This is a genomic window from Sandaracinaceae bacterium, assembly GCA_020633055.1.
Lineage (GTDB): Bacteria > Myxococcota_A > Polyangia > Polyangiales > Houyiibacteriaceae > JADJJE01.
Map to the genome: position 1 here is coordinate 712295 of JACKEJ010000006.1, position 24166 is coordinate 736460.

Sequence of the window (24166 nt, forward strand, 5' to 3'; positions counted from 1 at the left end):
GCGCGCGCGCTCACTCCTCGAAGATGACGCGCTGCTTGCTCTTGTACCAGCCCTCGAGCTTGGTCTCGTAGGTCTCCTCGATGACGTTGCGCTTGATCTTCATCGTGGGTGTGAGGAAGCCGTTCTCGATCTGCCAGTCGTCCTTCACCACGGCGAAGAACTGCATCTCCTCGAAGTTCTCGATCTGCGAGTTCACGCTGGCCAGCAGGGCCTCCAGCTCCTTCGTGAGCGCGGCCTTCTGCGCCGGGTCCGACAGCGCGGCCTTCTTCTCCGGCGCCAGCATGATGGTGGCGTAGGCGGCGGGCTGCCCCGAGCCGCTCACGCAGCTGACCTCGACGTTGGCGTCGGTGTTGATCAGGTTCTCGATGGGCGCGGGGGCGACGTACTTGCCCTTCGACGTCTTGAACAGCTCCTTCACGCGGCCCGTGATGCGCAGGCGCTTGAGCTCGTCCTCCTCGCCGCGGTCGCCCGTCTTGAGGAAGCCGTCCTCCGTGAAGGACTCCTTGGTGACCTCGTCCGCCAGGTAGTAGCCCAGCATGTTCGCCGGGCTCTTCACCAGGATCTCGCCGGCGTCGCTGATGCGCACCTCGCAGCCCGGATCGGGCTCACCCACGTAGCCGGGGCGCACGCGACCGGGGCGCGCCATGTGCGAGTAACAGAAGTTCTCGCTCATGCCGTAGCCCTCGAGCAGCTCGAGGCCGAGGCTGCGGTACCAGCCGATGAGGTCTGGCGGGATGGGCGCCGAGCCGCTGATGGCGATGCGCGCGTCCTGCAGGCCGAGGCCCGTGAGGACCTTCTTGCGCACGATGTTGTTGAGGATGGGGATCTTCAGCAGGGTGCTCAGCTTCTTGGGCGGCATCTTGGAGAAGACGCCCAGCTGGAACTTGAGCCACAGACGCGGGACGCTCTGGAACATGGTCGGGCGCGCGCGCTGGATGTCCTGAACGAACGTGTCGAGCGAGTCCGCGAAGAACACCTGGGCGCCCGAGAAGATGCTCAGGCACTCGATGGCCGCGCGCTCGAACACGTGGGCCAAGGGCAGGTAGCTGATGAGGCGGTCCCGCGTGTTCACGTTGAACATGCGCACGAAGTTTTCGGCGGCGACGCTCATGGTGCCGAAGCTGTGCATCACGCCCTTGGGCTGCCCCGTCGAGCCGGAGGTGTAGACGATGATGGCGAGGTCGTCCGGTGTGCGCGCGGTGTTGCCGGCGAGGGGCTCGTGCTCCGTGATGAGCTTGTCCCAGGTGGGGAAGCTGTTTGGCGGGCTGAGGGGGTAGCTCACGCAGGCCATGCCGTCGGGCACGCCGGGCTTCATCTCGTCCCAACCGTCGAGCTTGCCCACGAAGAGCAGCTTCACGTCCGCGTGCTCGAGGCAGTAGCGCACGGTCTCCGCGGCGAGGGTGGGGTAGAGGGCCACGGACACGTGCCCAGCCATCCAGATGGCCAGGTCGCTCATGATGAAGTGCGCGCAGTTCTTCGACAGGATCCCGATGCGCGACCCCGCGGGCAGGTCCAACGACTGGATGTACGACGCCATCCGGCGCGCCTCGTCCATCGTGCGCTTCCACGTGTACTGCTCGATTCGTTCCCCGCCGAAGGGCTGGGTCATGTACAGCTGCGAGGGGCTGGTCTGCTCCCAGTGGTAGACGAGGTCGAGCAGGATCTTGGATTGACTCATTCGTGGGCCTCCGCCTGGGCTGATCAGGCGAGGGCATCCTGCCGATCAAACCTCATGTGTGCAAGTGCCCACCCCTTTGGCGCGGAACGCGCGCGTCTGGGGTGGCTCGCTGGCGAGGCGGTTGCGCGCGGGAGGGGAGAGCTCCGGGCACGGGCTCGGTCGCGCAGGCGCTCCCTGCGGTGCCTCCCCCATTGCGGCGCGCCAGGGCGCTTGCAATGGGGCCCCCCCGACACCCGTGCCCGGAGCTCCCCCCTCCCTCGGCGACGTGTCGGTTGGCGCGATTTAGCCCGGCGGATGCGCGTGGTCCGCTCGGGGTGGGGGAGGCTCGGATGGGCGCGGGTGAGTTCGGGGGATCTGCGTGGTCCGTTTGAGGTGGTGGAGGCTCGGATGGGCGTGAGGTTGGCGCGAGGGGTTCGCGGCTCGGCCGCGCGGGGCGGGTTCGTGCGCGTGGGCGGGCGGGGCGCGCAGGTCTTGCGCGGGGGTGTGCGGAGGGAGGCGCTTCGGCGCTGGAAACGGCGTGGGGTGGCGGTGGAACAGTGTGTGCTTGGGATCTGGGCATGCGCCCGACCGAGAGCCCAAACGAGAGCGAGGAGATGGAGGCCGCGCCGCGGGTGTGGTTGATGCCGCGGGAGCATGGTGCCTATGCGCTGGTGTTGGCGCCGCTGCTGACGGCGTTCTGTCGCGGGGAGCCGTCGTGGGCGGGGCTGGGGTTTGCGGTGCTCGCGGTGGTGGCGTTCTTGGCGCACGAGCCGGCGTTGGTGTTGCTCGGGCACCGTGGGGTGCGGGCGAAGCGGGAGCTGGGGGCTGTCGCTCGGAGGGCGCTCGTGCGGCGTGGCTTGGTCACGGTCTTGGCGGGGGCGGGGGCGCTGGTGGTCGCGCCGCGCGCTGCGCTGGAGGCGTTCATCGTGCTCGGGGTGCTCGGCGCGCTGCAGGCGTTCGTCGCGCTGCGCCGGGCCGAGAAGAGCGACGTGGGGACGCTGTTGCTCGCGCTCTCCGCGTCGTTGTCGGGGGTGCCCGTGGCGCTCTCGAACGGCTGGGCGCCGGAGCACGCCTGGCTCACGGCCGGGGTGTTCGCGGTGACGGGGGCGCTCGCCATGCTGACGGTGCGCGAGCTGATCCCCAAGCGCAGGCGCGCTGCGGGGGTGCTGGCCTACGTCGGGTTCCTGTCGGTGGCCGTCGCGGTCATCGCGCTCGTGACCCGCGTGCTGCGCGGCGAGGTGGACCCTGCCTTCGCGTGGGCGCTCGTGCCCACCCTCTCGGTGGCGGTGGGCCTGCTGCTCGTGCGGCCGAGCCCCAGAAGGCTGCGCGTGGTGGGCTGGTCCTTGGCCGCGGCCAAGGTGGCCACGGTGGTGGTCTTGGTCCTCGTGTGACGTCGCGCCTGCCACGCTGCACGAGCCGCTGGCCGTCTACGAAGCCCCTCAGGGCCGCCGATTGATGGGCGGCGGCGGCAGCGCGAACGGGGCGAAGCGCTGACGGTCCTTGGACTGCAGCTCCAGGCTGGACATGAGCGCGCTGGGGCAGACCGTGGACACCGGGATCATCCCCGACTCGGCGCCGCAGTAGGCGTTGTCCACCGTCACGTCGTCGCCCAGGGCCACCAGGGCGTCCAGCGCCGAGAGGGGCGTGCCCACGAAGTCCACGCCGCGGCACAGCGTGCGCTCGCCATCGGGCGTGACGCGCTCGGCGTGCATGATCTCGCCCTTGAACGCCTGGAAGTCGTAGCTGCGTGTGTCGGTCTCGCCGCCCAGCGTGGCGAGCACGTGGATGCCGTAGGGCAGCTTCCGGCGGCGGATCTCCTCCAGGAACAGCGCGAACATCTCGTCCTCGCTCTTCGGGTCACGGCTGGACACCATCAGGTTGCCCATGCGTGAGATGGGCCGCTCGTGCCGCGACGCGCGCGCGTGGCCGTTGAGCTCGCGTTGCCCGGGGATGGGCGTGCGCGTGGTCAGGAAGCCCTGCAGCACCCCGCGCTCCACCAGGTTGGCGCGCTTCGCCCGCACGCCCTCGTCATCGTAGAGGAACGCGCCGATCAGGCTGCGGTCGCCGTAGTGCGTGAGCGTGGGGTCGTCCACGATGTCCACGAAGCTGGGCGCGATGGCCTTGTTGCGCAGGTTCGCGAAGGTGGCGCCCTCGTCCGACGACAGCAGGCGCGAGCCCTCCAGGCGGTGCCCGATGACCTCGTGGAAGAACAGCCCGGCCGGCACCGGCGCGAGCAGCACCGGGCCCGTGTACGAGGGCAGGTGTGGCGCGGTCGCGATCTGGCGCAGCAGCTTGATGCGCTCGCGCACCAGGGCGAGGATGCCCTTTTCGTCGGGCAGCTCGGCGGCGTCGCCCGTGACGAAGCTCACCTCCTGCTCCACACGGTAGCCCCCGGGGGCCAGCATCCAGAACGTGGCGTGCAGGTCGTACACGACGCGCTGCTCCGCGATGTTCGCGCCCTCGGTGCTGACGAAGCGCTGCTGCCTATGCCACGCGGAGAGCTCGATCTCGGCCACCTGGATGTCTGGCGTGCCGCGCAGAAGGGCCGAAGCCCGCTTGAGCACGCGGTGCCAGCGCTCCACGTCCAGCTCGGGGTAGCGGGTGAGCTCGCCATGGCGCTCGCCCTCCATGCGGCGGCGCGCGGGGAGCTTGCGGGCCTCGTCCACGTAGTGGACCTCGTCGCTCTTGCGCGCGTAGTACTGCACCGCGGCCTCGCGGTAGCGCGCCTCGGTCAGGCGCCAGAGGGCCACGCGGTACGCGTCCTCGGACACCTCGGTGGGCATCTCGATGTAGCGCACGCTCTCGTCTTCGGGGGCGTTGTCCTCGAGCCCGCCCTGGGCCACCTGGTCGTAGCGGTAGCTGCCCACGCGCACGTCGCAGAACACGTGCGTGCGCGTGTCCACGCGGTGCTCGGCGATGGCGCCCAGGCGGGCCCGCACGGTCTCGCGGCGCTCGTTGCGCAGCAGGTACGAAAGGAAGCAGACCTTGGGGTGCCCGGGGCGCGAGAGCAGCTCCTGGCTGCGCTGCAGCTCCTCCTCGAGGTACTGGCCGACCGTGTTCATCTGACGCGGGGTGTAGAGGCCACAGAAGCGGTCGTAGAGGCCGGGGCTGGGCCGGGGGCGGGTCACCATAGGCGGCGGACGCTAGCAGACGAGGCCCCCGCTGTCGCACGGGCGCGGGTGGGCCCTGGCCGGAGGCGGTCCGGGGCATCCGGCAGGAAGCGTCCGGACGGGGTGCGCCCGCCCGGGCCAGGGGGTATGTTCGGGCCCGTGCTGACCCCCGACATCCCCTTCTTCGGCAACCTGGCGCTGTGCCTCATCCTGGTGAGCGCGGCGTACACGCTGGCCATGAGCCTCGGCGCCGCCAGCGGTCGGGGGCACCTCCTGGTCGCGGCCCGCGCGGGCACCTTCGCTACGTGCGCCTTCGTGCTCATGGCCGTGGCCGTGCTGGCCTTCGCGTTCCAGACCCACGACTTCCGCATCACCTACGTGGCGCGCTACAGCGATCGCAGCATGCCCTGGTGGTATCTGGTCACCTCCCTGTGGGGCGGTCAGGACGGCTCGCTGCTGTGGTGGACGTTCCTGATGTCGGGCTACACGGCGGCCCTCACTGTGTGGATGCGCGGGCGCTACGTGGAGCTGCAGCCCTACGTGCTGGCCACGCTGATGAGCATCTTCCTGTTCTTCGGCATCCTGCTGCTGTTCCCGGCCAACCCCTTCGCCACCTACCTGGACGGTGGGCCCCCCGACGGCGAGGGCCTCAACCCGCTGCTCCAGAACTACTGGATGGCCATCCACCCGCCCTCGCTCTACATGGGCTTCGTCGGCTGGTCCGTGCCGTTCTCCATCGTGTTCGCGGCGCTGCTGTCGGGTCGCTTGGACAACGAGTGGGTCCACATGGCGCGCCCGTGGGCCATGGTCACCTGGGCGTTCTTGTCGCTGGGGCTCCTGCTGGGCTGCCTGTGGAGCTACGAGGAGCTGGGGTGGGGCGGCTACTGGGCCTGGGACCCGGTGGAGAACGCGTCGTTCATGCCCTGGCTCACGGGCACAGCGTACTTGCACAGCGCGCTCATTCAAGAGCGGCGCAGCATGCTCAAGGTCTGGAACGTCTTCCTCATGTGCCTGACGTTCTTCATGACCATCTTCGGCACGTTTCTCACGCGCTCGGGGCTCATCGCCAGCGTGCACGCGTTCGCCCAGAGCGACATCGGCACGTACTTCGTCTACTACATGGGCTTCCTCATCGCCGTGGTCGCGGCCGTCATCGTGTGGCGCCTGCCCAAGCTGGTGGGTCAGCACCGCATGGAGTCCATGCTCAGCCGCGAGTTCGCCTTCCTGGTGAACAACTGGATCCTGCTGGGCATGACCGTGGGCGTCCTGGGCGCCACCCTGTGGCCCAAGATCTCGGACTGGATCTACGGCGAGGAGGCCACCGTGGGGCCCCCGTTCTTCAACGAGTGGATGACGCCGCTGGGGCTGGCGCTGCTCTTCCTGGCTGGCCTCGGGCCCCTCATCGCGTGGCGCAAGGCCAGCGGGCGCAGCCTGCTCATGTCGCTGCGCGTGCCCATCGCCGCGTCGGTGGTGGCGGGGGCGCTGCACCTGTTGGTGGGCGGCAAGCTCGGGCGCCCCGCCATCGTGCAAGGTGAGTCCATCTACGACGGCGGCCTGGGCCTCGTCATGGGCGCCTTCCACGACGCCGCGCCGCTGGTGTCCAGCATCACCTGCGCGTTCGTCGCGGCCAGCATCGTGCAGGAGTTCGCGCGCGGGGCGGCCGTGCGCATGCGCAAGGGCGAGGGCGTGGGCACGGCCCTGTTCAAGCTGGTGGCCCGCGCGCGGCGCCGCTACGGCGGCTACGTGGTGCACCTGGGCATCGTCTTCATGTTCGTGGGCTTCACGGGGGCCGCGTACGACCGGACCGAGGAGTCGGCGCTGCTGCCCGGGGCCAGCATGAACCTGGGCGAGTACGACCTGCGCTACGAGGGCCCGCGCCGCGAGGTGGACCCCACCAAGCAGATGATCTTCACGGACATGCTGCTCACCCGCCACGGCGCGCAGAGCGGCCAACGCGTGAGCCCGGCCAAGTTCATCTACCGCCTGCGCCCCGAGATGCCCACCACCGAGGTGGCCATCCACAGCCGCCCCAGCGAGGACCTCTACGTCATCATGGCCACCGTGGACCCGCAGACGCGGCGCGCCACGTTCCAGGTGAAGGTGCGGCCGCTGGTGTGGTGGATCTGGTTCGGCGGCATGCTGGTGCTGCTGGGCTGCGTCATCTCGCTCTGGCCGCGCACCGCCGACCTGCTGGGCGCACGGGACGCCCGCGGCACCCGCGGACCCAAGCAGCGCGCGCTGCGTCTCGCCACCACAGCGTTCATCGCGCTCGCGTTGGCGGCCGTGGCGAGCCTGCCCGCGTGGGCGTCGGCGCAGGGGGACAGCAGCAGCCTGCACGCAGGCACGGTGGTCATCCACGACCACGAGGAGCGGCAGCTCTTCCACACGCTGCTGTGCGACTGCGGCAGCTGCGAGCGCCTGGCCCTCGACACCTGCGCGTGCAGCTGGGCGGAGGACAAGCGCGCCGAGCTGCGGGCGCGCATGGCGGCGGGCGAGACCAACTCGTCGCTCATCCGGAGCTACCGCGCGCAGTACGGCGACGCGTCCATCAGCATCCCGTCCGACGAGGGCAGCCGGAAGGTGCTGTGGGTGGCGCCGCTCGTCGCGCTGGTGCTGGGTGGCGCGCTGGTGGTGACCATCGGCAAGCGCTGGCAGCAGGCGCACGTCGCGGCGGCGGCGCCCGTGAGCGCCCCGGCGAGCGAAGATGCGGCGGCTCCCAGCGCGGACGGCAGCTACGACAGCGCGCTCGATGACGAGCTGCGGCGCCTCGAGGACGAGTCATGAGCCAAGACATCATCCCCTGGTTCTTCCTGACCCTCGCGGCGGGCGGCCTGCTCACGGCGCTCTTCTTCGTGTGGCAGAGCGTGCGCGCGGCGCTGGGCGTGGTGGAGGTCGGTCTCTCGGACGACGCCGACCGCGAGCGCGCGCGCCTGCTGGAGCGCAAGGCCGCGCTGCTGGACGGCATCGCGGACCTGCGCTTCGAGCACGACGCCGGGAAGATCAACGCCGAGGACTTCGCCGTGGTGGACGCGCAGATGCGCGCCGAGGCGAAGGAGGTGCTGCGCGCGCTGGACGAGGAGCTCGAGCCCTACCGCGCCGAGGCCGAGCGGCTGATCGAGGCGCACCTCGCTGGCAGCTCGCTCCCTTCGCTGGCGACGCTGGCCTTGGACGGGCGCTCCGCCGACCGTGCGCGCGAGAGCGATTCCCGGCTGGGTTCGGAAGCCCCCAAGACCGCGCGCCAACCGCGCGACACGGGGGACTCGGAGGCCCCTGTGTCCAAGCCGAGGCGACGCAGCCGGCCGTCCATGTCGGACAGCGGGTCGCGCGACAACCACCTGCTGTGCCCCACCTGCATGGCGCCCAACGTGCCCGACGCGGAGTATTGCGTGGAGTGCCGCGCGCGTGTGGCGCCGCTCGCGTGTCGCGCCTGCGAGACGGTCAACGACGCGGACGCTACGTTCTGCAAGAAGTGCGGCGCCGCGTTGGGTGCAGCGAGCGACTCGTCGAGGAAGTCCGACTGATGCGTAGTCCACGCCAACACCGTCCGCTGGCCAGGCTGGGCCTGACCCTGTGCGCCTCCCTCATGATGGCCCGCCCAGTGTTGGCCCAGGACGGCGTCGAGACCCCACCGCCGCCGGCGCCGCGCGGTCCGGCGGACGTGCTCACGGGCCCGGGCTCGAACCCTCACAGCACTCCCGAGGCTGCCGTTGCGGCTCCCGCTGCCGCCCCCAGCCTCGGCATGCGTCAGCTTGCGGGCGACGCCATCCCCCTGGCGGCAGCGGGCATCATGCAGGGCGTGCCCGTGGGCTCCATCGAGGTGCACGTGCGCGACTTCCGCAACCAGCCGGTGGCTGGCGCGCGCATCCGCCTGGGCATCATGGGTCAGGACCAGGCGCGCTCCTCGCACGACGCGCGCACCGACGCGGAGGGCGTGGCGGTGTTTCGCGACCTCCCGACCGGCGACGTGCAGGCCTACCGCGTGAACCTCGAGGACGACGGAGCCACGACCAGCACCACGCCCTTTCGCCTGCCGGACGAGGCGGGCTACCGCGTGGAGATCATGCGGCTGCCCATCACCGACGACCCGCGCTTCCTGTTCGTCTGGCAGTACGACACCAGCGTGGAGTTCACGGCGGGCAAGCTGCACTTCGTGCAACAGGTGCAGTTGGTGAACGGCGGCGACGCCATCGTGCGTCTGCCCAACGAGGGGCTGCGCTTCCCACTCCCGGAAGGGGTCGTGGGGTTCCAGTCGCAGGCCATGATGAGCGACCAGCGCATCGAGCCCGACGACGAGGGCTTCCTGCTGCGTGGTTCCGTGCCCCCAGGTGGCCAGACGCTGCTCTACGGCTACGACCTGCCCATCACTCCGGGCACCATGCGCATCGCCATGGGCGTGCCGCTGCGCGTGCGCACCGTGCAGGTGGTGGCCGAGGAGGCGCAGGGCATCGGGCTGTCGGTGTCGGGCCTGCCGGAGCCGCGCATCCACGAGGCGCCGGCGCGGCTGCTGGTGACGGGCGCGCAGCGCCACGCCACCGAGGGGCCCCTGGGCGAGATGGTCATCACGCTGGACAACATCCCGGGGCCCGGCCCGGGCCGCCTGATCGCGGTCACGCTCGCGTTGCTCCTGCTCGTGGTGGGCGGCGCGCTGCTGACCTCGCCCAAGGACGCCACGCAGCTGCTGCTGGCCGCACGAGAGGCCCAACGCGACGCCCTGTTGGAGCAGCTGACGGCGCTCGAGGCGCAGCACGCGGCGGGCGACGTGGGGCCGGAGTTCTACGCGCGGGAGCGAGCTTCGCTACGCGACGCCCTGGCCCTGTGGGTCAAGGACGGGGCTTCCGTGGGGAGCGCCGGTTCGAGCGCCAGCGCAGCGCGTCCTGCCAGCTGAGCCCAGCGCCTGGAACCTGCGTCGGACGAGCCAGGGGAGCGCGGGGCACGGCACGGGTAGGCGCCCCGCGCGGGAGGCGCCTGACCGCTACTCGCCGACGGGCAGCACGTTGCGCAGGTGCACGTCCTGCGCGATGGGCCAGTCGAGGGTGAACATGTCCCCGTCCGAGTCCACCACGTACTGCCCGTCGCCGGCCGCGCCGTTCACGACGATCAACTCGTCGTAGAAGATGGTGTAGGTGATGGGGGTCGAGCGGTCGGGGTGGTCCAGGGTGAACGTGATCATCTCGCTGGTGGGCCCGTTGCCTCCCAGATCGATCATGGTGTGCTGGTTGCCATCCATCTGGATGTCGGTCAGGTCGCGCAGCGCGAAGTACGTCAAGTCGGCGCCGATGCGCAGACCCCCCTGCACGGCCACACGGTACGTGCCCGACACGATGCCGTTGAAGTCGGAGGGCGTGATGTACATGGTCATGCCGGTCGCGCCGAAGCCCTGCACGCGCGTCTGGCTCATGTAGAACATGATGTTGACCAGGCGGAAGATGTCCTCCGCGCCAGCCTGCGTGTCCGGCTGCAGGCGACGGATGACCTCGGGGAGGGCTGTCAGGTGGCGGGCCTCGCCGTCCACGTCGATCGTCAGCTGAGCGGCGTCCATGCCGATCCGGAGGTCCTGCGTGATGGGCGGGTCCTGATCGAAGCGCACCGCGCCCTCGCGCTGCAACGGGCCACGGTCGGGCTGAAACAGGAAGCGGTAGGTGGCGGTGATGGATGTGCTCCCGGCGCCTCCGCCGTCCACCGAGTACGTACCGGTCTCCATGGCGACGGAGCTGTCCTGGTTGACCAGCGCACGCACGAAGCAGCCAGAGGACGAGCCCGTTCCCGGGCGGGTGCTGCCCAGCACGAACAGCTCGGTCTCTTCGTCGAGCGAGCGCAGCCAGGTGCTGGTCCGTGAGCCGCAGGTGGACAGGGTGTCGTTGGCGCGACCGAGGTCGTGTACACCAGACTTGTCGCAAGCGGCCAGCGCGAGCAGGAGACACGCGCCAGCGGCGCGGGCGAGGAGCGGAGCGAAGGTAGAGCGGGACATGCTGCGACCTCAGAAGTGCGTGCCCAGAGACACGGCGAAGGTGATGGGGAAGAGCACGACGACCCGGTTGCGGTGCTTGATGAGGTCGATGGGGTCGAGCGCCGCGGCCACCAGCCCGCTGACGTGCATGTGCCGGTGGAAGTCGTAGCGCACGCGCGCCACGCCCCCGAGGCCCATCGTGACGGCCTCTACCGCGGAGAACTCGGCGTCGTTGATGCGAAACGACTGCAGGTGAACACCCACGCCCGCGTACAGGTGGAGGTTCTCGGCAAGCTCCTCGTGCATGCCGACCATGACCGATCCGTCGAGGCCCCAGTGTTGCTCGTAGTCGCGGCGGAGGGAGCCGCGGTAGTTCTCACCGCTGCCTGGCTGGGCGGCGCGCATGGGGAAGTAGGCCTCCCCGTGCAGCATCATCCCGAAGCGGCGCCCCACCCAGTAGTCGAACGTGAGCGTGAGCGCGTGCAGCGAGTACGCGTCGCCGTCCTCGGTGCGGAAGCGGACCGTGTGGAAGCCCAGGCCCGCGTCGTGCGACGGCGCGTTGATGCGGTCCGCCGAGGCGGTGGAGGGGCAGACGACCGTCAGGGCCAACGAGGAGGCCAGCAGCGCAGTCCGCAGGAATCGAGGTGAAAGACGCATGAACATCCTGTCAGTGCTTATACAGTCATCATTCGCGCGAGCGCGACGGAGCGCTTGACGATGTACATCATAACCTTAGGTCGTGGAACATTCGTTACGGAGTTCACTCCACCATGCGCACCCTCGTACTCGACCAAGGATACCAACCGCACCGCATCGTCTCGTGGCAGAAGGGCATCGCCCTCTTGTTCCGCGGCAAGGTGGACGTGCTGGAGGAGTACGACGACGAGGTGCGCACGGTGAGCAGCGTCTTCCGGCTGCCGGCGGTCGTGCGGCTGCGGGTGCCCGTCCCGTTTCGGGTGCAGCGCATCCGCTTCTCGCGGCTGAACGTGCTGCGGCGCGACGGCTTCGCTTGCCAGTACTGCGGGCACGAGGGCACCGCCAAGGAGCTGACGATCGACCACGTCGTGCCCAAGGCGCGCGGCGGGCGCACCGAGTGGCAGAACGTCGTGACGGCCTGCCGCCCGTGCAACCAGCGCAAGGGAGACCGCGCGCTGGCCCGCTCGGGCCTGGTGCTGGCCAAGCCGCCCGCCGTGCCCACCTGGCTGCCGAGCGGCCCGGCCCGCGACCAGCTGGGGGTCACCCCGCCGGTGTGGTCCGCGTGGGGCGTCGCGGCCGCGGCCGAGTAGGGCGGGGGCGGGTCCATCGGGCGCAAGGGGTCGTGCACCCAAGCGCGACTCGTGATAGACACGCCCCCGTTCGGCTCGGGCTCACGCCCGGGCCGACGCTCCGGGATCGTCCAAGGGCAGGACAACGGACTTTGAATCCGTGAATGGAGGTTCGAATCCTCCTCCCGGAACCATGAGGCGAGGGGTCTGCGAGTCTTGGTGACCCGCCGGGTGACGACATCGAGCCCAAATCCATCCACGGGACACGCGGCGTGCTGTCGACGCGGGTCTGCGCTCGTTGGTGGGGCTGTGGGGGGGGCGGGCGCCCCGCATGCGATCCGTCCCACGCGGGGCGGGCTGCTTGCGACTGCAGGCTTTGGCCGTAAAACCCCCGCTCACGAACACCAGTTCGTCAAATCTTCGCCCGCCTCGCGCAAAATGCTGCATAAATTGCCGATAGAGACTCGATTTGCGCGCTGACGCCTCCCCGCTGGTGTTCGCGTAGCTCATTGCAGAATCAGAACCCCATGCACTCCTCCCATGCCCTTGCTCTCGCTGATCAGCTGCGCGCGCGTCTCGACGTGCGTGGTGGCACCGATCACCTGAAGCTGCAGAAGCTCTGCTTCTACGCCTATGGCGCGGCCATCGGACTCGGCGTCGCAGATGGGGTTGGTACGGTCGTGTTCGATGCCTGGAAGCACGGTCCGGTCAGTCGTCCCATCTGGGACGCATTCAAGGCGCACAAGGCTGCCCCGTTGCCTCCGCTCGATGCGCTGCCGGATCCGAGCTGGGGTACGCCCGACGCCCACCAGGTCGTGGATGACGTCGTCGAGGTGTACGGGCGGCTGTCGTCTTGGGACATCCGGTGCGAGTCGCACCTCGAGGAGCCCTGGGTGCGGGCGATGCATGCGCGTTCGTCGCTCTCCAACGACGAGATCCGCGAACACTTCGCACGCAAGTTCGCGAACGGGCGAGTGATGCTGCCTGTGTACTTCCGGGGCGCTCAGAGCGCGTCGGTGGATGGGGTCCCGCGCGCCCGCTTCGAGTCACTGCACGACATGGCGCAGGCGCTCCGCGCGCGAGCGTAGGTTCCGTGCTCAAGAGCCGGAGCAACCGCTGCCACGGGTGCGTTCTCGCCGGCGCGCGCACGGGTGGACCCCCAGGGACGCCCCACTGCAAGACCTTTCGTCTCTGCGATGCCATCGACGTCTCGATGGTTGCGAACTTTCCTGGGCGGACCGTCGCCGAGTACATGGCGATGGGGCGCGAGATCGAGGTCGGGACCGAAGCCGTTCATCTGTTGCTCCCAGGCCAAGTTGCTCTTGCCATGGACGGTGAGTCGTTCGTCGGTCTCGTCACGGGTACCCACAAGACCATCTTCGAGCGAGCCTTCGGCAATGACGCGGGCCGCCTGCGCGCTCCAGGGGAGGACGTCGTCGTCGGCCACGATCAGCACCGGTTCCAAGGGGCTCCTGGCGACGAGATCGAGGGCAGCCTCCGCGCGCTGGGTGATCGCCTCGCTCCTGCGCGTGCGCCAGAGGACATCCATCGTTTCGCGCAGTGGGCGGCCATGTTCATCCGCGAGTTGTTCGTCATCCACCCCTTCGTCGACGGGAACGGGCGAACCGCCCGGGCCATCGTGGAGGCCACCGCCCGGAGCGTTGGACACGTCGTCGAGTGGCCCGTGCCGACCTCGCGTAGGAAGCGGACAGCCGACAAGGCCGAGTACCTGCGAGCGCTGGAACACGCGCACGCGTGCCTGGGCCTGACCCGGGCAGGTGAGCTCATTGCGCGCGCGAGGCCCGCCGACGCGTTTGCACCCTTGGCGCGCTGGTGGCGCCGGCGCCTTAGCTCGGCCGCAGAGCACGCCGAGCGAGAGAACCGCGCCATGGAGGAGTTCATGGGCGAGCCGTCCGAGCTCGATGACGCGGCGATTGGGCAGCTCGTCGCGGACCTCGAGGAGCTGGAGCGCGCGCGCGCCCACGACGAGGCGTTCGGACAGTGGCTGGAAGATGAGACGCTGCGGCGGTTCCGGCTGCCCGTGGTGGTTCACGGGACAGCGCTGGCCTGACCTAGGGGTGGCCCAGCTCGCGGCGGCATCCGTACGCCACCAGGAACGCAGCGGGAAATCCCACTCGCCGCCCATGATTGTCCGCGCGGTCGTTCACCCAGAGGGTAGTATTCCCGGAGCGATGAGGGCGCCTTCACCGAACTTCACCTTTCTGAAGCCCTACGATGAGCGCCTGGTGCTGCTCGGTGCGGCGGCGGAGCGCGCGTTCCACGACGACCCGGTGGTCACGCTCATTCGGCTGAGGCAGTTCGGCGAGGTGCTGGCGCAGGAGGCGGCCGCGCACTTCGGGCTGTACCAGGTGCGCGACGAGACCCAGGCCGAGCTGCTGCGCCGGCTGAGCCAGCAGCGGGGCTTCCCCCGCGACGTGGGCGACCTGTTCCACCGCCTCAAGGTGCTGGGCAACAAGGCCGTGCACGAGAACGTGGGCAACGCGGGTGACGCCCTGCACGCGCTCAAGCTCGCGCGCGCAGCGGCGGTGTGGTTTCACCAGAGCTTCGGTGACCGCGGCTATCGCCCGGGCGCGTTCGTGCCGCCGCGACCCCCGGACGACGCGAGCGCCGCGCTCAAGGCGGCCATCGCGGAGCTGCGGGCCCAGCTGGCCGCGAGCCAGTCCGAGGCCGAGAAGGCGCAGAAGGCCGCTGAAGACGCGGCCTTCGAGGCCATGTCCGCGGGCGACCGCGCCCGGGCGGCGGATGCCGAGCGGGCCGCGCTGGCGGAGCTGCTGGACGAGGTGGCCGAGCGCCAGGCCGCCATGCTGGACCGCCTGGCGCGCCTCCAGGCCGAGGCCCTCGCGGCCCCCCCGGCCGAGCTGGAACGTGTGGCCGAGCAAGCCGAGGAGGTGGGCACCCAGCTCGCGCTGGACGAGGCCGACACGCGCCAGCTCATCGACGCCCAGCTGCGTGACGCCGGCTGGGAAGCCGACAGCGTGGAGCTCCGCTACAGCCGCGGCGTCCGGCCCCAGAAGCACAAGAACCTGGCCATCGCCGAGTGGCCCACCGACAGCGGGCCTGCGGACTACGTGCTGTTCGTGGGGCTCGAGGCCGTGTCGGTCATCGAGGCCAAGCGGGCCGCCAAGGACGTCGCCGCGTCCATCGAGCAGGCCAAGCGCTACAGCCGCGCGTACACGCCCAAGGGCGACGACAAGGCCGCGGCCGGCCCGTGGGACGGCTACCGCATCCCGTTTCTGTTTGCGACCAACGGGCGCCCCTACCTCAAGCAGCTCGCCACCAAGAGCGGCATCTGGTTCCTGGACGCGCGCCGCAAGCAGAACCACTCGCACGCGCTCGACGGGTGGTACACGCCCGAGGGGCTGTCCGCGCTGCTGCGGCAAGACATGGACGAGGCGCATCGCCTGCTCGCGCAGGAGCCCACGGACTACCTGGCGCTGCGCGACTATCAGGTGAGCGCCATCAAGGCCGCCGAGGCGTGTCTGGAGAAGGGGCAGCGCGAGATCCTGATCGCCATGGCAACCGGCACCGGCAAGACCATGACGTGCATCGGGCTCTGCTACCGCCTGCTCAAGTCCAAGCGCTTCCGCCGCATCTTGTTCCTGGTGGACCGCAGCGCGCTGGGGGTGCAGACCACCAACGCGTTCAAGTCCGCGCGCCTCGAGAACCTGCTCACCTTCGGCGACATCTTCGGCATCAAGGAGCTGACGGACATCGTCCCCGACTCGGACACCAAGCTGCACATCGCCACCGTGCAGGGCATGGTGAAGCGCCTGCTGTACTCGGACGACGCCGTGCCCCCGGTGGACAGCTACGACTGCATCGTCGTGGACGAGTGCCACCGCGGCTACGTCCTGGACCGCGAGCTGAGCGACGCGGAGCTCACCTTCCGCAACGAGGCCGACTACATCTCCAAGTACCGGCGCGTGCTGGAGCACTTCGACGCCACCAAGATTGGCCTCACCGCGACGCCCGCGGTGCACACCGTCGAGATCTTCGGCGAGCCCGCGTTCAAGTACACCTACCGCGAGGCGGTCATCGACAACTGGCTGATCGACCACGAGCCCCCGACGCGCATCGTCACCGCGCTGGCCGAGGACGGCATCCACTTCCAGGCCGGCGAAGAGGTGGAGCAGTACGTGCCCGCCACGGGCCAGCTGCAGCTCTCGCTCTTGCCCGACGCGGTCAGCATCGAGGTGGAGCAGTTCAACAAGCGCGTGCTGACCGAGGGTTTCAACCGCGCCGTGTGCCATGAGCTGGCCAAGCACATCGACCCCAGCCTGGAGGAGAAGACGCTCGTCTTCTGCGCCACCGACGTGCACGCGGACATGGTGGTGACGCTGCTCAAGGACGCGTTCCGCGACGTGTACGGCGCCGTGGACGACGACGCCGTGGTCAAGATCACGGGCACTGCCGACAAGCCGCTGGACCTCATCCGCCGCTACCGCAACGAGCGCGAGCCCAACGTGGTGGTCACGGTGGACCTGCTCACCACCGGCGTGGACATCCCGCGCATCTGCAACATCGTGTTCCTGCGCCGCGTGCGCTCGCGCATCCTCTACGAGCAGATGTTGGGCCGGGCCACGCGCCGCTGCGACGAGATAGGCAAGGAGGTGTTCCGCATCTACGACGCGGTGGACCTCTACAAGTCGCTCGCGCCCTACACGGACATGAAGCCCGTGGTCACCAACCCCTCGGTGCCGTTCACGCAGCTCATCGCCGAGCTGGGCGAGGCCGAGGGCGAGGCTGCGCGCGACGAGGTGCTGGACCAGCTGCTGGCCAAGCTGGGCCGCAAGAGCGGGCGCCTGAAGGGTGACGCGCTCGAGCGCTTCGAGGCTGCGGCGGGTGTGACCCCCAAGGAGCTGCTCGCGTTCCTGCGTCAGCATGGCGCCGAGGCCGCGCGCGTGTGGTTCGCCGAGCACCCGCTGCTGGGCGAGGTGCTGGACCGGGCGACGGGCGACGGAGGCGGCATGCTGGTCAGCCACCACCCGGACGAGGTGCGCCGGGTGGAGCACGGCTACGGCGCGGGCACCAAGCCCGACGACTACCTGGCCGGCTTCGCCAAGTACGTGACCGAGCACCTGAACGACATCCCCGCGCTGCTGGTGGTGACGCAACGGCCGCGCAGCCTGACGCGCCAGCAGCTCAAGGAGCTGCGCCTGGCCCTCGACCGCGCGGGCTACACCAGCGCCAGTCTGCGCACCGCCTGGCGCGACAAGACCAACCAAGACATCGCCGCGTCCATCATGGGCTACATCCGCCAGGCCGCGCTGGGCGACGCGCTGGTGCCCTACGAAGAGCGCGTGGCGCGCGCGCTGAAGAAGGTGCTGGCCTCGCAGCCGTGGACCCCGCCGCAGCGGCAGTGGCTGGAGCGCATTGGCAAGCAGCTCACGGTGGAGCACGTGGTGGACAAGGACGCGCTCGACCAGGGGCAGTTCAAGGCCAAGGGCGGGTTCGACCGCCTGAACAAGACCTTCGACGGCAAGCTGGAGCAGATCCTGGGCGACCTCAGCGACGCCCTCTGGGAAGACGAGGCCGGCTGAGCTATGCCGCCCCAGCGAGCGCCCGCGCCCACCTGGGCCCGCCCCGCGAAACGAAGGCCATGACGACCACCCAAGACATCGTTCAGAAGCTCTGGCGCCTGTGTGACGTGCTGCGCGACGACGGCATCACCTACCACGAGTACGTCACCGAGCTGACCTACCTGCTGTTCCTCAAGATGGCCAAGGAGACGGGCCGCGAGGAGCAGCTGCCCGAGGGCTATCGCTGGGACGACCTGCACACGCGCGAGGGGGCCGAGCAGCTCACCTTCTACCGCGGCCAGCTGCTGCATCTGGGCACGGAGGCCTCGGCGCGCGTGAAGGCCATCTACGTGAACGCCAACACCGCGCTCAAGGTGCCGCGCAACCTGAAGACGCTCACCGACAGCATCGACGCGCTGGACTGGTACTCGGTGGAGCGCGAGCAGCTGGGCGACCTGTACGAGGGGCTGCTGGAGAAGAACGCCGGCGAGAAGAAGAGCGGCGCCGGGCAGTACTTCACGCCGCGCCCGCTGATCGACTCCATGGTGGCGCTGGTGCAGCCGCAGGCGGGCGAGCTGGTGCAGGACCCGGCCGCGGGCACCTGCGGTTTCCTCATCGCCGCGGACCGCTACGTGAAGGCGCACACGGGCGACCTGTTCGACCTGAAGACCGAGCAGCAGGAGTTCCAGCGCATGCGCGCCTTCTACGGCGCCGAGCTGGTGCCCGACACGCAGCGCCTCGCGCTCATGAACCTGATGCTGCACGACATCGAGGGCGACCTGGTGCTGGGCGACACGCTCTCGCCCATGGGGGAGAGCCTGCCCAAGGCCGACGTCATGCTCAGCAACCCGCCCTTCGGCACCAAGAAGGGCGGTGGCAGCCCCACGCGCGACGACTTCACCTTCCCCACCAGCAACAAGCAGCTGGCCTTCCTGCAGCACATCTACCGCGGCCTGAAGCCCGGCGGGCGCGCCGCCGTCGTGCTGCCGGACAACGTGCTGTTCGAGGAGAACGCCGGCACCAAGATTCGCCAGGATCTCATGGACAAGTGCGACCTGCACACCATCCTGCGCCTGCCCACCGGCATCTTCTACGCAGGCGGCGTGAAGACCAACGTGCTCTTCTTCACGCGCGGCAAGACCGACAAGGGCAACACCAAGACCACCTGGGTCTACGACATGCGCGCCAACGCCCCCAGCTTCGGCAAGCGCACCCCGCTCACCCGCGAGCACTTTGCCGACTTCGAGACCTGCTTCGGCAAGAGCCCGCTGGGCGCCAGCAAGCGCAAGGACCAAGGCGAGGACGGCCGCTTCCGAGCGTTCACCCGCGCGGACATCGCCAAGCGCGGGGACAACCTCGACATCGCCTGGCTGAAGGACGCCGGCGCGCAGGGCCACGACGAGCTGGGCGAGCCGGACGAGATTGCGGAGGAGATCATGGGCCACCTGCGGACCGCGATGGAGGAGCTGGAGGCGCTGCAGGGGATCTTGGGTGGCGAGGTCACGTCCCTGTGACTAATAACGAGCTGCCACCGGGCTGGGTGCGCATGGCGGCGCGGGACTTGTTCACCCTTGTTACTAGCGGCTCGCGCGGGTGGGCCAAGTACTACGCTGACCAGGGTCCATTGTTCATTCGCGTCGGCAACCTGGACCACAACACCATCCGCCTCGACCTCAACGGAGTCCAGCATGTGAGACCGCCCGAGGGGGCTGAAGGCAATCGCACGCAGCTCAGGCCCAACGACATCCTGATCTCGATCACGGCGGAACTCGGCATGGTCGGACTCGTCCCTGAGGACCTACCGGAGGCGTACATCAATCAGCACGTTGCGTTGGCGCGACCGGTCGGCGACGTCGACGCGCGTTTCCTCGCTTGGTTCTTCGCCACTGAGGGGAAGGTCCAACTCGAGCGACTGCGACGTGGTGCAACCAAAGCCGGACTCGGACTCGACGACATCCGCTCAGTGGACGTGTCCATGCCTCCACTCAACGAGCAGCGCCGCATCGTCGACAAGATCGAAGCCCTGACGGAACGCAGTCGGCGCGCGAAGGAGGCCCTCGACGCCATCCCGCCGCTGCTCGAGCGCTTCCGCCAGTCCGTGCTCGCGGCGGCCTTCCGCGGCGACCTCACGGCGGACTGGCGCGCTAAGAACCCCGACGTCGAGTCCGCCGACAAGCTCCTCGAGCGCATCCGCGCCGAGCGCCGCCGCCGCTGGGAGGAGGACTACCTCGCCGGACAGCGCGCGAAGGGCAAGGAGCCCACGAACGACAAGTGGAAGGCGAAGTACGTCGAGCCCGAGCCGGTGGACACGGAGGGGTTGCCGGAACTGCCCGCGTCGTGGTCGTGGGCGAGGCTGGAAGAACTCACGCCACCAGAGGCTCCTGTCGTGTACGGGATCGTTCAGCCTGGACCCCACGTACCCGGTGGTGTGCCCTACGTGCGTCCTGCCGACATTACTGAGGGGCGCGTTGACCCGCACGCGCTTCTGCGGACGAGTGCCGCCATCGCGGGGAAGCACGGGCGAGCGACTCTCGGGGTCGGCGACCTCGTGTACTCGATCGTTGGAACGATTGGAAAGCACCTGATCGTGGACGCGTCGCTGGAGGGCGCGAACATCACTCAGTCTGCCGTTCGGATCCGTCCGATGGCACCTTTGTCCGCCCCGCAGATCCTCTGGACACTCGGCTGTGCGCCAGTTCAGGCACAAATGAAGCGGTTGGCTTTCGGAAATGCCGTCCAACGCTTGAACGTCGCCCACATGCGTGAACTCGTCGTGCCCGTGCTTCCCGCGGCGGAGTGGACCGTCCTGGAGCCGCTAATCGAGGCCGCAGACAAATGCGTTGCGATGCAAAGAGGGGCTACGGTCCGAAGCGCTGAGCAGCTGGCTTTGCTCGAACGTGCGATCTTGGCGAAGGCGTTTCGGGGCGCGCTCGTGCCGCAAGACCCCAATGACGATGTGCAGGGTATCGCGGAAGGCACGACCCGCCGTGCACGGCGACGGGCGCCGTGACGATCCCAACGGACATGTTGGCGGCCGTCGAGCCGCGGCAGGCGGCGGCGTGGCTCCGCGCGAACGGGTGGGAGCTGGTCGACGTATTGCCCGACCGTGCCGCGACATGGCGAAAGAACGCGGGGGCGGAGGGCGAGTACGTGGTGGAGCTGCCGCTGAGCACGAGCTTCCGCGACTACGCGCGCCGCATGCGTGAGGTCTTGGACACGCTCGTCATCGCGACCGGCAAGCCCGCGGCGTGGGTGCTGGGCGAGGTGCGTGCGTCCACGTTCGACATCATCCGGCTGCGCTCGACAGGGCCGGGCGTGGGCCAGGGGCGGGTGCCCGTCGAGCTGGGGGCGCGGCTGTTCGGGCTGACGCGCGACCTGGTGCTGGCGGCGGCGTGCTCCGCGCACGACCCGCGGCCGGTGTACCGCACGCGCAGGCCGCCGGAGGCCATGGAGTTCTTGCGCCGGGTGAAGCTGGGGCCGCCCGAGGAGGGCAGCTTCGTGGTGACCGTGCACGCACCGGTGCCGCCTGCACTGCAGCCGATGCTCTTCGACGAACATGGGGAGGTCCCCTTCGAGCGTCGCGCCACGCTGACGCTGGCGTCGGCCACGATGGCCGCGCGGGCGGCCGCGGAGCGCGCAGGGCAGGGCGGTGGCGCCGAGGGGCTGCTGGATGGTGCCGCCCTGGGCATCAGCGCCAACCTGTGCGATGCGCTCGCGGGGTTCGTGGACGGCGACGAGACCACCGCGCTCGACCTGCAGTTTGCCTGGGCGGCTTCCCGGTTGGTCCCCGCCGGCACGCCGACCGCGTTGCACGTGGGATCGGACCTCTCGCCCATCCTGCGGGAAGGGGCGCGCCTGCTCCGCGCGCGCGGGAGTACACCCGACTTCGAGCTGGAGGGGGCCGTGGTGCGCCTCGACAGCGACAACCTGGAAGCGGGAGGCGTGGTGGTGATCGCCGGGCAGGTGGATGGACAGCCGCGCAAGGTGCACGTGCCGATGGACGCTGCCGACTACCGCCAGGCCATCCGTGCGCACGACGAGGGGCGTTTCTTGCGCTGCGAGGGTGAGCTGGGCCGGCAAGGACGCCGGTTTCAGATAGACCGCGTGCGGCACGTCGCCGTGGTCGTCGACGACGAGGACTGAATTGCGCCGTCGCCACGATCAGGGGCTGGATAGCTTGGTCGCTTGCCGCACGAAGTCGGCGCTGACACTGACGCGGGCCAGGGGGTAGGTGTCGCGGTAGGTGTCGTGCGCGGCTCGAGCGGCTCGCACGGCGGCCGCATCGCCTCCGACGAACACACCCGCGAGGGCGTGGCTCGCCAAGTTCAGCAGGGCGCCGTGAGCATGCTTGGCGGCGTTGTTCTCGACCTCGAACGCGACGACGGGCAGATGGTGGAACCGTTTGGGGACGTGTGGTTCGTCGTGGGGGTCCGTGGCGCGCGCGACCACGTCCGCCGCGAGGCTCGCGAGGCCGCGCGGCATGGGGAGCGTCCAGACCACGTCGATGGCGCTGACCGTCCGCGGCGCCTTCGGTGGGACCCGAGTCTTGAAGTCGAACCACACGTCGAAGCCTGCGGCCTCTCCCCGACTCCGAAGGGTCTTGCGCACGTCCTTGGCCCACTCCGTCTCGCCGCCTGAGGCTTTCTTGTCGAGCCCGCGCGCGGCTGGGAGGGGCTGATGAACCGCGGACCACGCGGTGCGGCTGAGCGGCTCGATCCAAGCCGTGTCGAGCACGAGCACGTCGTGTGTGCCGAACGCATGGCGTTGCGCTCGCGCCATGTTTCGTGCTCGTGCGTAGAGGTTGTCTCGTGTGTCGCCGCGGAGCGCGAGGAACCCATAGGGGGCTCCCGAGACACGGATGTTCGCGAGGTCGGCTTGCATGGCACGGGTGGGCGCGTCCGAGCCCTCGATTTCCCACCCCGCGATGATGAGCGACCCGTCGAAGAGCGGTACCTTCGCACCAACGCTCGTCAGCGCGGCTCGTTTCTTCGCGTCCAGCGGGAGGAACCACGCGACGTCGAGACGGGGCGCGTAGGCGTCCGGCTGCGAGGTGTTCAGCACGCTGACCTCGCGTCGGGAGACCAGTCCGAGAGTGCGGCCGATGTGCTCGACCTGGGTGTGCATGACTTCTGTCTCTGGGCGCATCGTCAGTCGCTCGCATGGCGGAGGCTCGCGCTCGGAGGCGCTCACCATGCGACTACACCACATTCTGACGAACCGGCGCGCAACAACGCGGACACGGGCCGAGGGCGCTTGTCCAGCCTGCGGCACAGACTGGGTCGAGTACACTTGAGGGGAGGGGCCTCGGTTGATCCGACGCACGGGCCCCCTGGCCTGAGTGAAGGAACCGAGGTGCACCCATGCTGAGAATCGCGCTTGTCGTGCCGGACTACCGATACGAGTGGGAAGACCCTCGACATGCTCGCTTTGCGGTGCTGCAGCGTGCCTGCGAGGACGGCGAGGTGGACTTGGTGGTACTTCCGGAGCACTACGCGTGCGGAACTGCCGAGGACGTTGACGAGATCGCGGAAGACGAAGCCTGGTACTTCGGCGTTGCGACCATGCTCGGCATCGAGACGGAGTCTGGCTTCCAGACCGCCGCCTACCGAAACCCTCACCCTTCGAAGGGGGAGACAGAGGCACACCTGTACGTGAAGCACTCGACTTCCCCGCGGATCGCGTTCGAGTGGCCCGGCTACGCGACGGGGGCGGAGAAGATGTTCGAGCCCATCGTGCTCGGGGGGCGTCGCCTGTCGGTCCAGGTGTGCCACGACATGTTCTTCGGGCTCATCGGACAGCGCATGCAGCGCGCCGGTGCCGACGTGTTCATCAACATCACCGGCGGCAACGTGAACGAACGCAAGTGGACGAACGTCGTCCGGGGTCGCTCTCTGGAACTGGACGCGCCCTTCCTGTGCACGATGGCCGAGCGGGGCCAGAGGAGCGGTGTGGGGCGGGCGATCGCGTTTCATCGCGGGGAGCGCATGCGCGCCGTTCGCAGCGAAGTGACGGCCGCGGGAAGCGGCGGCTTCGAGGTGTATCAGGTGCCGAGCCGCACGGCGCCCGCGTCGCGAAGCACCCGCGAGCCCTACGAGCAAGCCTTCACGAATCAACAGTACGACGACATCACGGTGTCGCTGAGCGCCGAGCGCCGCGCCAGCATCCTGCTTGATGAGCGCACGGGGGTCGCGGCGTTTCGCGGGGAGGAATTGGGTGGCGTCGGTCCATGGCGCCGGTTCGCCAGCCAGGTGGGTCGCGTCGGAGTCCTGTCGCTGCCGCTCGACGCGCTCGCGGACGGTCGAGCGCTCTACGCGGCGCTGCCGCCGCACGATGCGATCGACCATCACGTCGTGCTGTACTGGTCGCCGCACACGCCGGGGTCGCGAGACGCCGTGCTTGCCCTGGCGGTGCTGCGTGCCATCGAACATCGGGTGGGTGTCGTCATCGCCTGCGGAGACCAGCGCGAGGCCATCAAGACGAACCGCTACAAGAACATTCAGCGCATGCGCTGCGTGGATGGAGTCTTCGGCTTCAACGCCGAGTTCCTCGGAGGCACGAGGAGCATTGCGGGGGCGACACCGAACCTGGGCATCCCTCAGACGAGTTTTGATCCGTATCTCGCGATGCTCGACCGCTAGCGTCCACGC

17 protein-coding genes and 1 tRNA gene are annotated in these 24166 nt (G+C 69.3%); 13 read left to right on the forward strand and 5 right to left on the reverse strand.

The window, feature by feature from the left end:
- Positions 1-10: 10 nt before the first annotated feature.
- Positions 11-1678, reverse strand: coding sequence for an AMP-binding protein (locus H6726_12450; GenBank protein ID MCB9658451.1), 1668 nt, complete (start codon positions 1676-1678; stop codon positions 11-13).
- Between the two features lie 557 nt (positions 1679-2235).
- Here H6726_12450 and H6726_12455 point away from each other — a divergent pair.
- The gene (locus H6726_12455) at positions 2236-3048 is read left to right on the forward strand and encodes a YwiC-like family protein (GenBank protein ID MCB9658452.1); all 813 of its coding nucleotides are present in this window, start codon (positions 2236-2238) and stop codon (positions 3046-3048) included.
- A gap of 48 nt (positions 3049-3096) precedes the next feature.
- Here the strand turns inward: H6726_12455 and H6726_12460 are convergent, their stop codons facing one another.
- Positions 3097-4788 (reverse strand): TldD/PmbA family protein, encoded by a 1692-nt coding sequence (locus tag H6726_12460; GenBank protein MCB9658453.1) that lies wholly within the window; start codon positions 4786-4788, stop codon positions 3097-3099.
- Positions 4789-4926: 138 nt separating this feature from the next.
- Between H6726_12460 and ccsA the strand changes: the two genes are divergently transcribed.
- From ccsA to H6726_12475, 3 genes are read left to right on the forward strand one after another with little or no spacing between them, the layout of a single operon-like run.
- Entirely contained in the window at positions 4927-7551 is a 2625-nt protein-coding gene (gene ccsA / locus H6726_12465; GenBank protein MCB9658454.1) for a cytochrome c biogenesis protein CcsA, read from the forward strand.
- Positions 7548-8288, forward strand: a complete 741-nt coding sequence (locus tag H6726_12470) for a zinc ribbon domain-containing protein (GenBank protein MCB9658455.1) — start codon at positions 7548-7550, stop codon at positions 8286-8288. The genes ccsA and H6726_12470 overlap by 4 nt, the downstream gene beginning before the upstream one ends.
- Entirely contained in the window at positions 8288-9652 is a 1365-nt protein-coding gene (locus tag H6726_12475; GenBank protein ID MCB9658456.1) for a carboxypeptidase regulatory-like domain-containing protein, read from the forward strand. The genes H6726_12470 and H6726_12475 overlap by 1 nt, the downstream gene beginning before the upstream one ends.
- Before the next feature lie 87 nt (positions 9653-9739).
- Here H6726_12475 and H6726_12480 read toward each other — a convergent pair whose 3' ends face one another.
- Positions 9740-10735, reverse strand: a complete 996-nt coding sequence (locus H6726_12480; GenBank protein ID MCB9658457.1) for a hypothetical protein — start codon at positions 10733-10735, stop codon at positions 9740-9742.
- A gap of 9 nt (positions 10736-10744) precedes the next feature.
- Positions 10745-11371, reverse strand: coding sequence for a hypothetical protein (locus H6726_12485; GenBank protein MCB9658458.1), 627 nt, complete (start codon positions 11369-11371; stop codon positions 10745-10747).
- A gap of 113 nt (positions 11372-11484) precedes the next feature.
- On the opposite strand from H6726_12485, the gene H6726_12490 reads away from it, so the two are divergent.
- From H6726_12490 to H6726_12525, 8 genes are all read left to right on the forward strand, one after another.
- Positions 11485-12000: an HNH endonuclease gene (locus H6726_12490; GenBank protein MCB9658459.1), complete on the forward strand. Its 516-nt coding sequence runs from the start codon at positions 11485-11487 to the stop codon at positions 11998-12000.
- A gap of 99 nt (positions 12001-12099) precedes the next feature.
- Positions 12100-12173, forward strand: a tRNA-Gln gene (locus tag H6726_12495).
- Between the two features lie 333 nt (positions 12174-12506).
- Entirely contained in the window at positions 12507-13067 is a 561-nt protein-coding gene (locus H6726_12500; GenBank protein MCB9658460.1) for a DUF4065 domain-containing protein, read from the forward strand.
- Between the two features lie 125 nt (positions 13068-13192).
- Entirely contained in the window at positions 13193-14050 is an 858-nt protein-coding gene (locus tag H6726_12505) for a Fic family protein (GenBank protein MCB9658461.1), read from the forward strand.
- Positions 14051-14171: 121 nt separating this feature from the next.
- Positions 14172-17540 carry a type I restriction-modification system endonuclease gene (gene hsdR / locus H6726_12510; protein MCB9658462.1) on the forward strand — a complete coding sequence of 1123 codons (3369 nt, stop codon included), beginning with the start codon at positions 14172-14174 and terminating at the stop codon, positions 17538-17540.
- Between the two features lie 59 nt (positions 17541-17599).
- Positions 17600-19033, forward strand: a complete 1434-nt coding sequence (locus tag H6726_12515; GenBank protein ID MCB9658463.1) for an N-6 DNA methylase — start codon at positions 17600-17602, stop codon at positions 19031-19033.
- Positions 19030-20529, forward strand: coding sequence for a restriction endonuclease subunit S (locus H6726_12520; GenBank protein ID MCB9658464.1), 1500 nt, complete (start codon positions 19030-19032; stop codon positions 20527-20529). Before H6726_12515 ends, H6726_12520 begins: the two co-directional genes overlap by 4 nt.
- Entirely contained in the window at positions 20526-21662 is a 1137-nt protein-coding gene (locus H6726_12525) for a hypothetical protein (protein MCB9658465.1), read from the forward strand. The genes H6726_12520 and H6726_12525 overlap by 4 nt, the downstream gene beginning before the upstream one ends.
- 18 nt (positions 21663-21680) lie before the next feature.
- Here H6726_12525 and H6726_12530 read toward each other — a convergent pair whose 3' ends face one another.
- On the reverse strand, positions 21681-22643 hold the full coding sequence (locus H6726_12530; GenBank protein MCB9658466.1) for a hypothetical protein: 963 nt from the start codon (positions 22641-22643) through the stop codon (positions 21681-21683).
- A 236-nt stretch (positions 22644-22879) separates the two neighbouring features.
- On the opposite strand from H6726_12530, the gene H6726_12535 reads away from it, so the two are divergent.
- Positions 22880-24157, forward strand: a complete 1278-nt coding sequence (locus H6726_12535; GenBank protein ID MCB9658467.1) for a hypothetical protein — start codon at positions 22880-22882, stop codon at positions 24155-24157.
- The last annotated feature ends 9 nt before the right edge of the window (positions 24158-24166 follow it).

Bases quoted from the DNA above. Each gene is read 5' to 3' on its own strand.
- H6726_12490 (MCB9658459.1), top strand. From the start codon at position 11,485: ATGCGCACCCTCGTACTCGACCAAGGATACCAACCGCACCGCATCGTC.
- H6726_12530 (MCB9658466.1), bottom strand. From the start codon at position 22,643: ATGCACACCCAGGTCGAGCACATCGGCCGCACTCTCGGACTGGTCTCC.
- H6726_12475 (MCB9658456.1), top strand. From the start codon at position 8,288: ATGCGTAGTCCACGCCAACACCGTCCGCTGGCCAGGCTGGGCCTGACC.
- H6726_12470 (MCB9658455.1), top strand. From the start codon at position 7,548: ATGAGCCAAGACATCATCCCCTGGTTCTTCCTGACCCTCGCGGCGGGC.
- hsdR (MCB9658462.1), top strand. From the start codon at position 14,172: ATGAGGGCGCCTTCACCGAACTTCACCTTTCTGAAGCCCTACGATGAG.
- H6726_12500 (MCB9658460.1), top strand. From the start codon at position 12,507: ATGCACTCCTCCCATGCCCTTGCTCTCGCTGATCAGCTGCGCGCGCGT.
- H6726_12450 (MCB9658451.1), bottom strand. From the start codon at position 1,678: ATGAGTCAATCCAAGATCCTGCTCGACCTCGTCTACCACTGGGAGCAG.
- H6726_12480 (MCB9658457.1), bottom strand. From the start codon at position 10,735: ATGTCCCGCTCTACCTTCGCTCCGCTCCTCGCCCGCGCCGCTGGCGCG.
- H6726_12485 (MCB9658458.1), bottom strand. From the start codon at position 11,371: ATGCGTCTTTCACCTCGATTCCTGCGGACTGCGCTGCTGGCCTCCTCG.
- H6726_12505 (MCB9658461.1), top strand. From the start codon at position 13,193: ATGGTTGCGAACTTTCCTGGGCGGACCGTCGCCGAGTACATGGCGATG.
- H6726_12515 (MCB9658463.1), top strand. From the start codon at position 17,600: ATGACGACCACCCAAGACATCGTTCAGAAGCTCTGGCGCCTGTGTGAC.
- H6726_12455 (MCB9658452.1), top strand. From the start codon at position 2,236: ATGCGCCCGACCGAGAGCCCAAACGAGAGCGAGGAGATGGAGGCCGCG.
- H6726_12535 (MCB9658467.1), top strand. From the start codon at position 22,880: ATGCTGAGAATCGCGCTTGTCGTGCCGGACTACCGATACGAGTGGGAA.
- H6726_12460 (MCB9658453.1), bottom strand. From the start codon at position 4,788: ATGGTGACCCGCCCCCGGCCCAGCCCCGGCCTCTACGACCGCTTCTGT.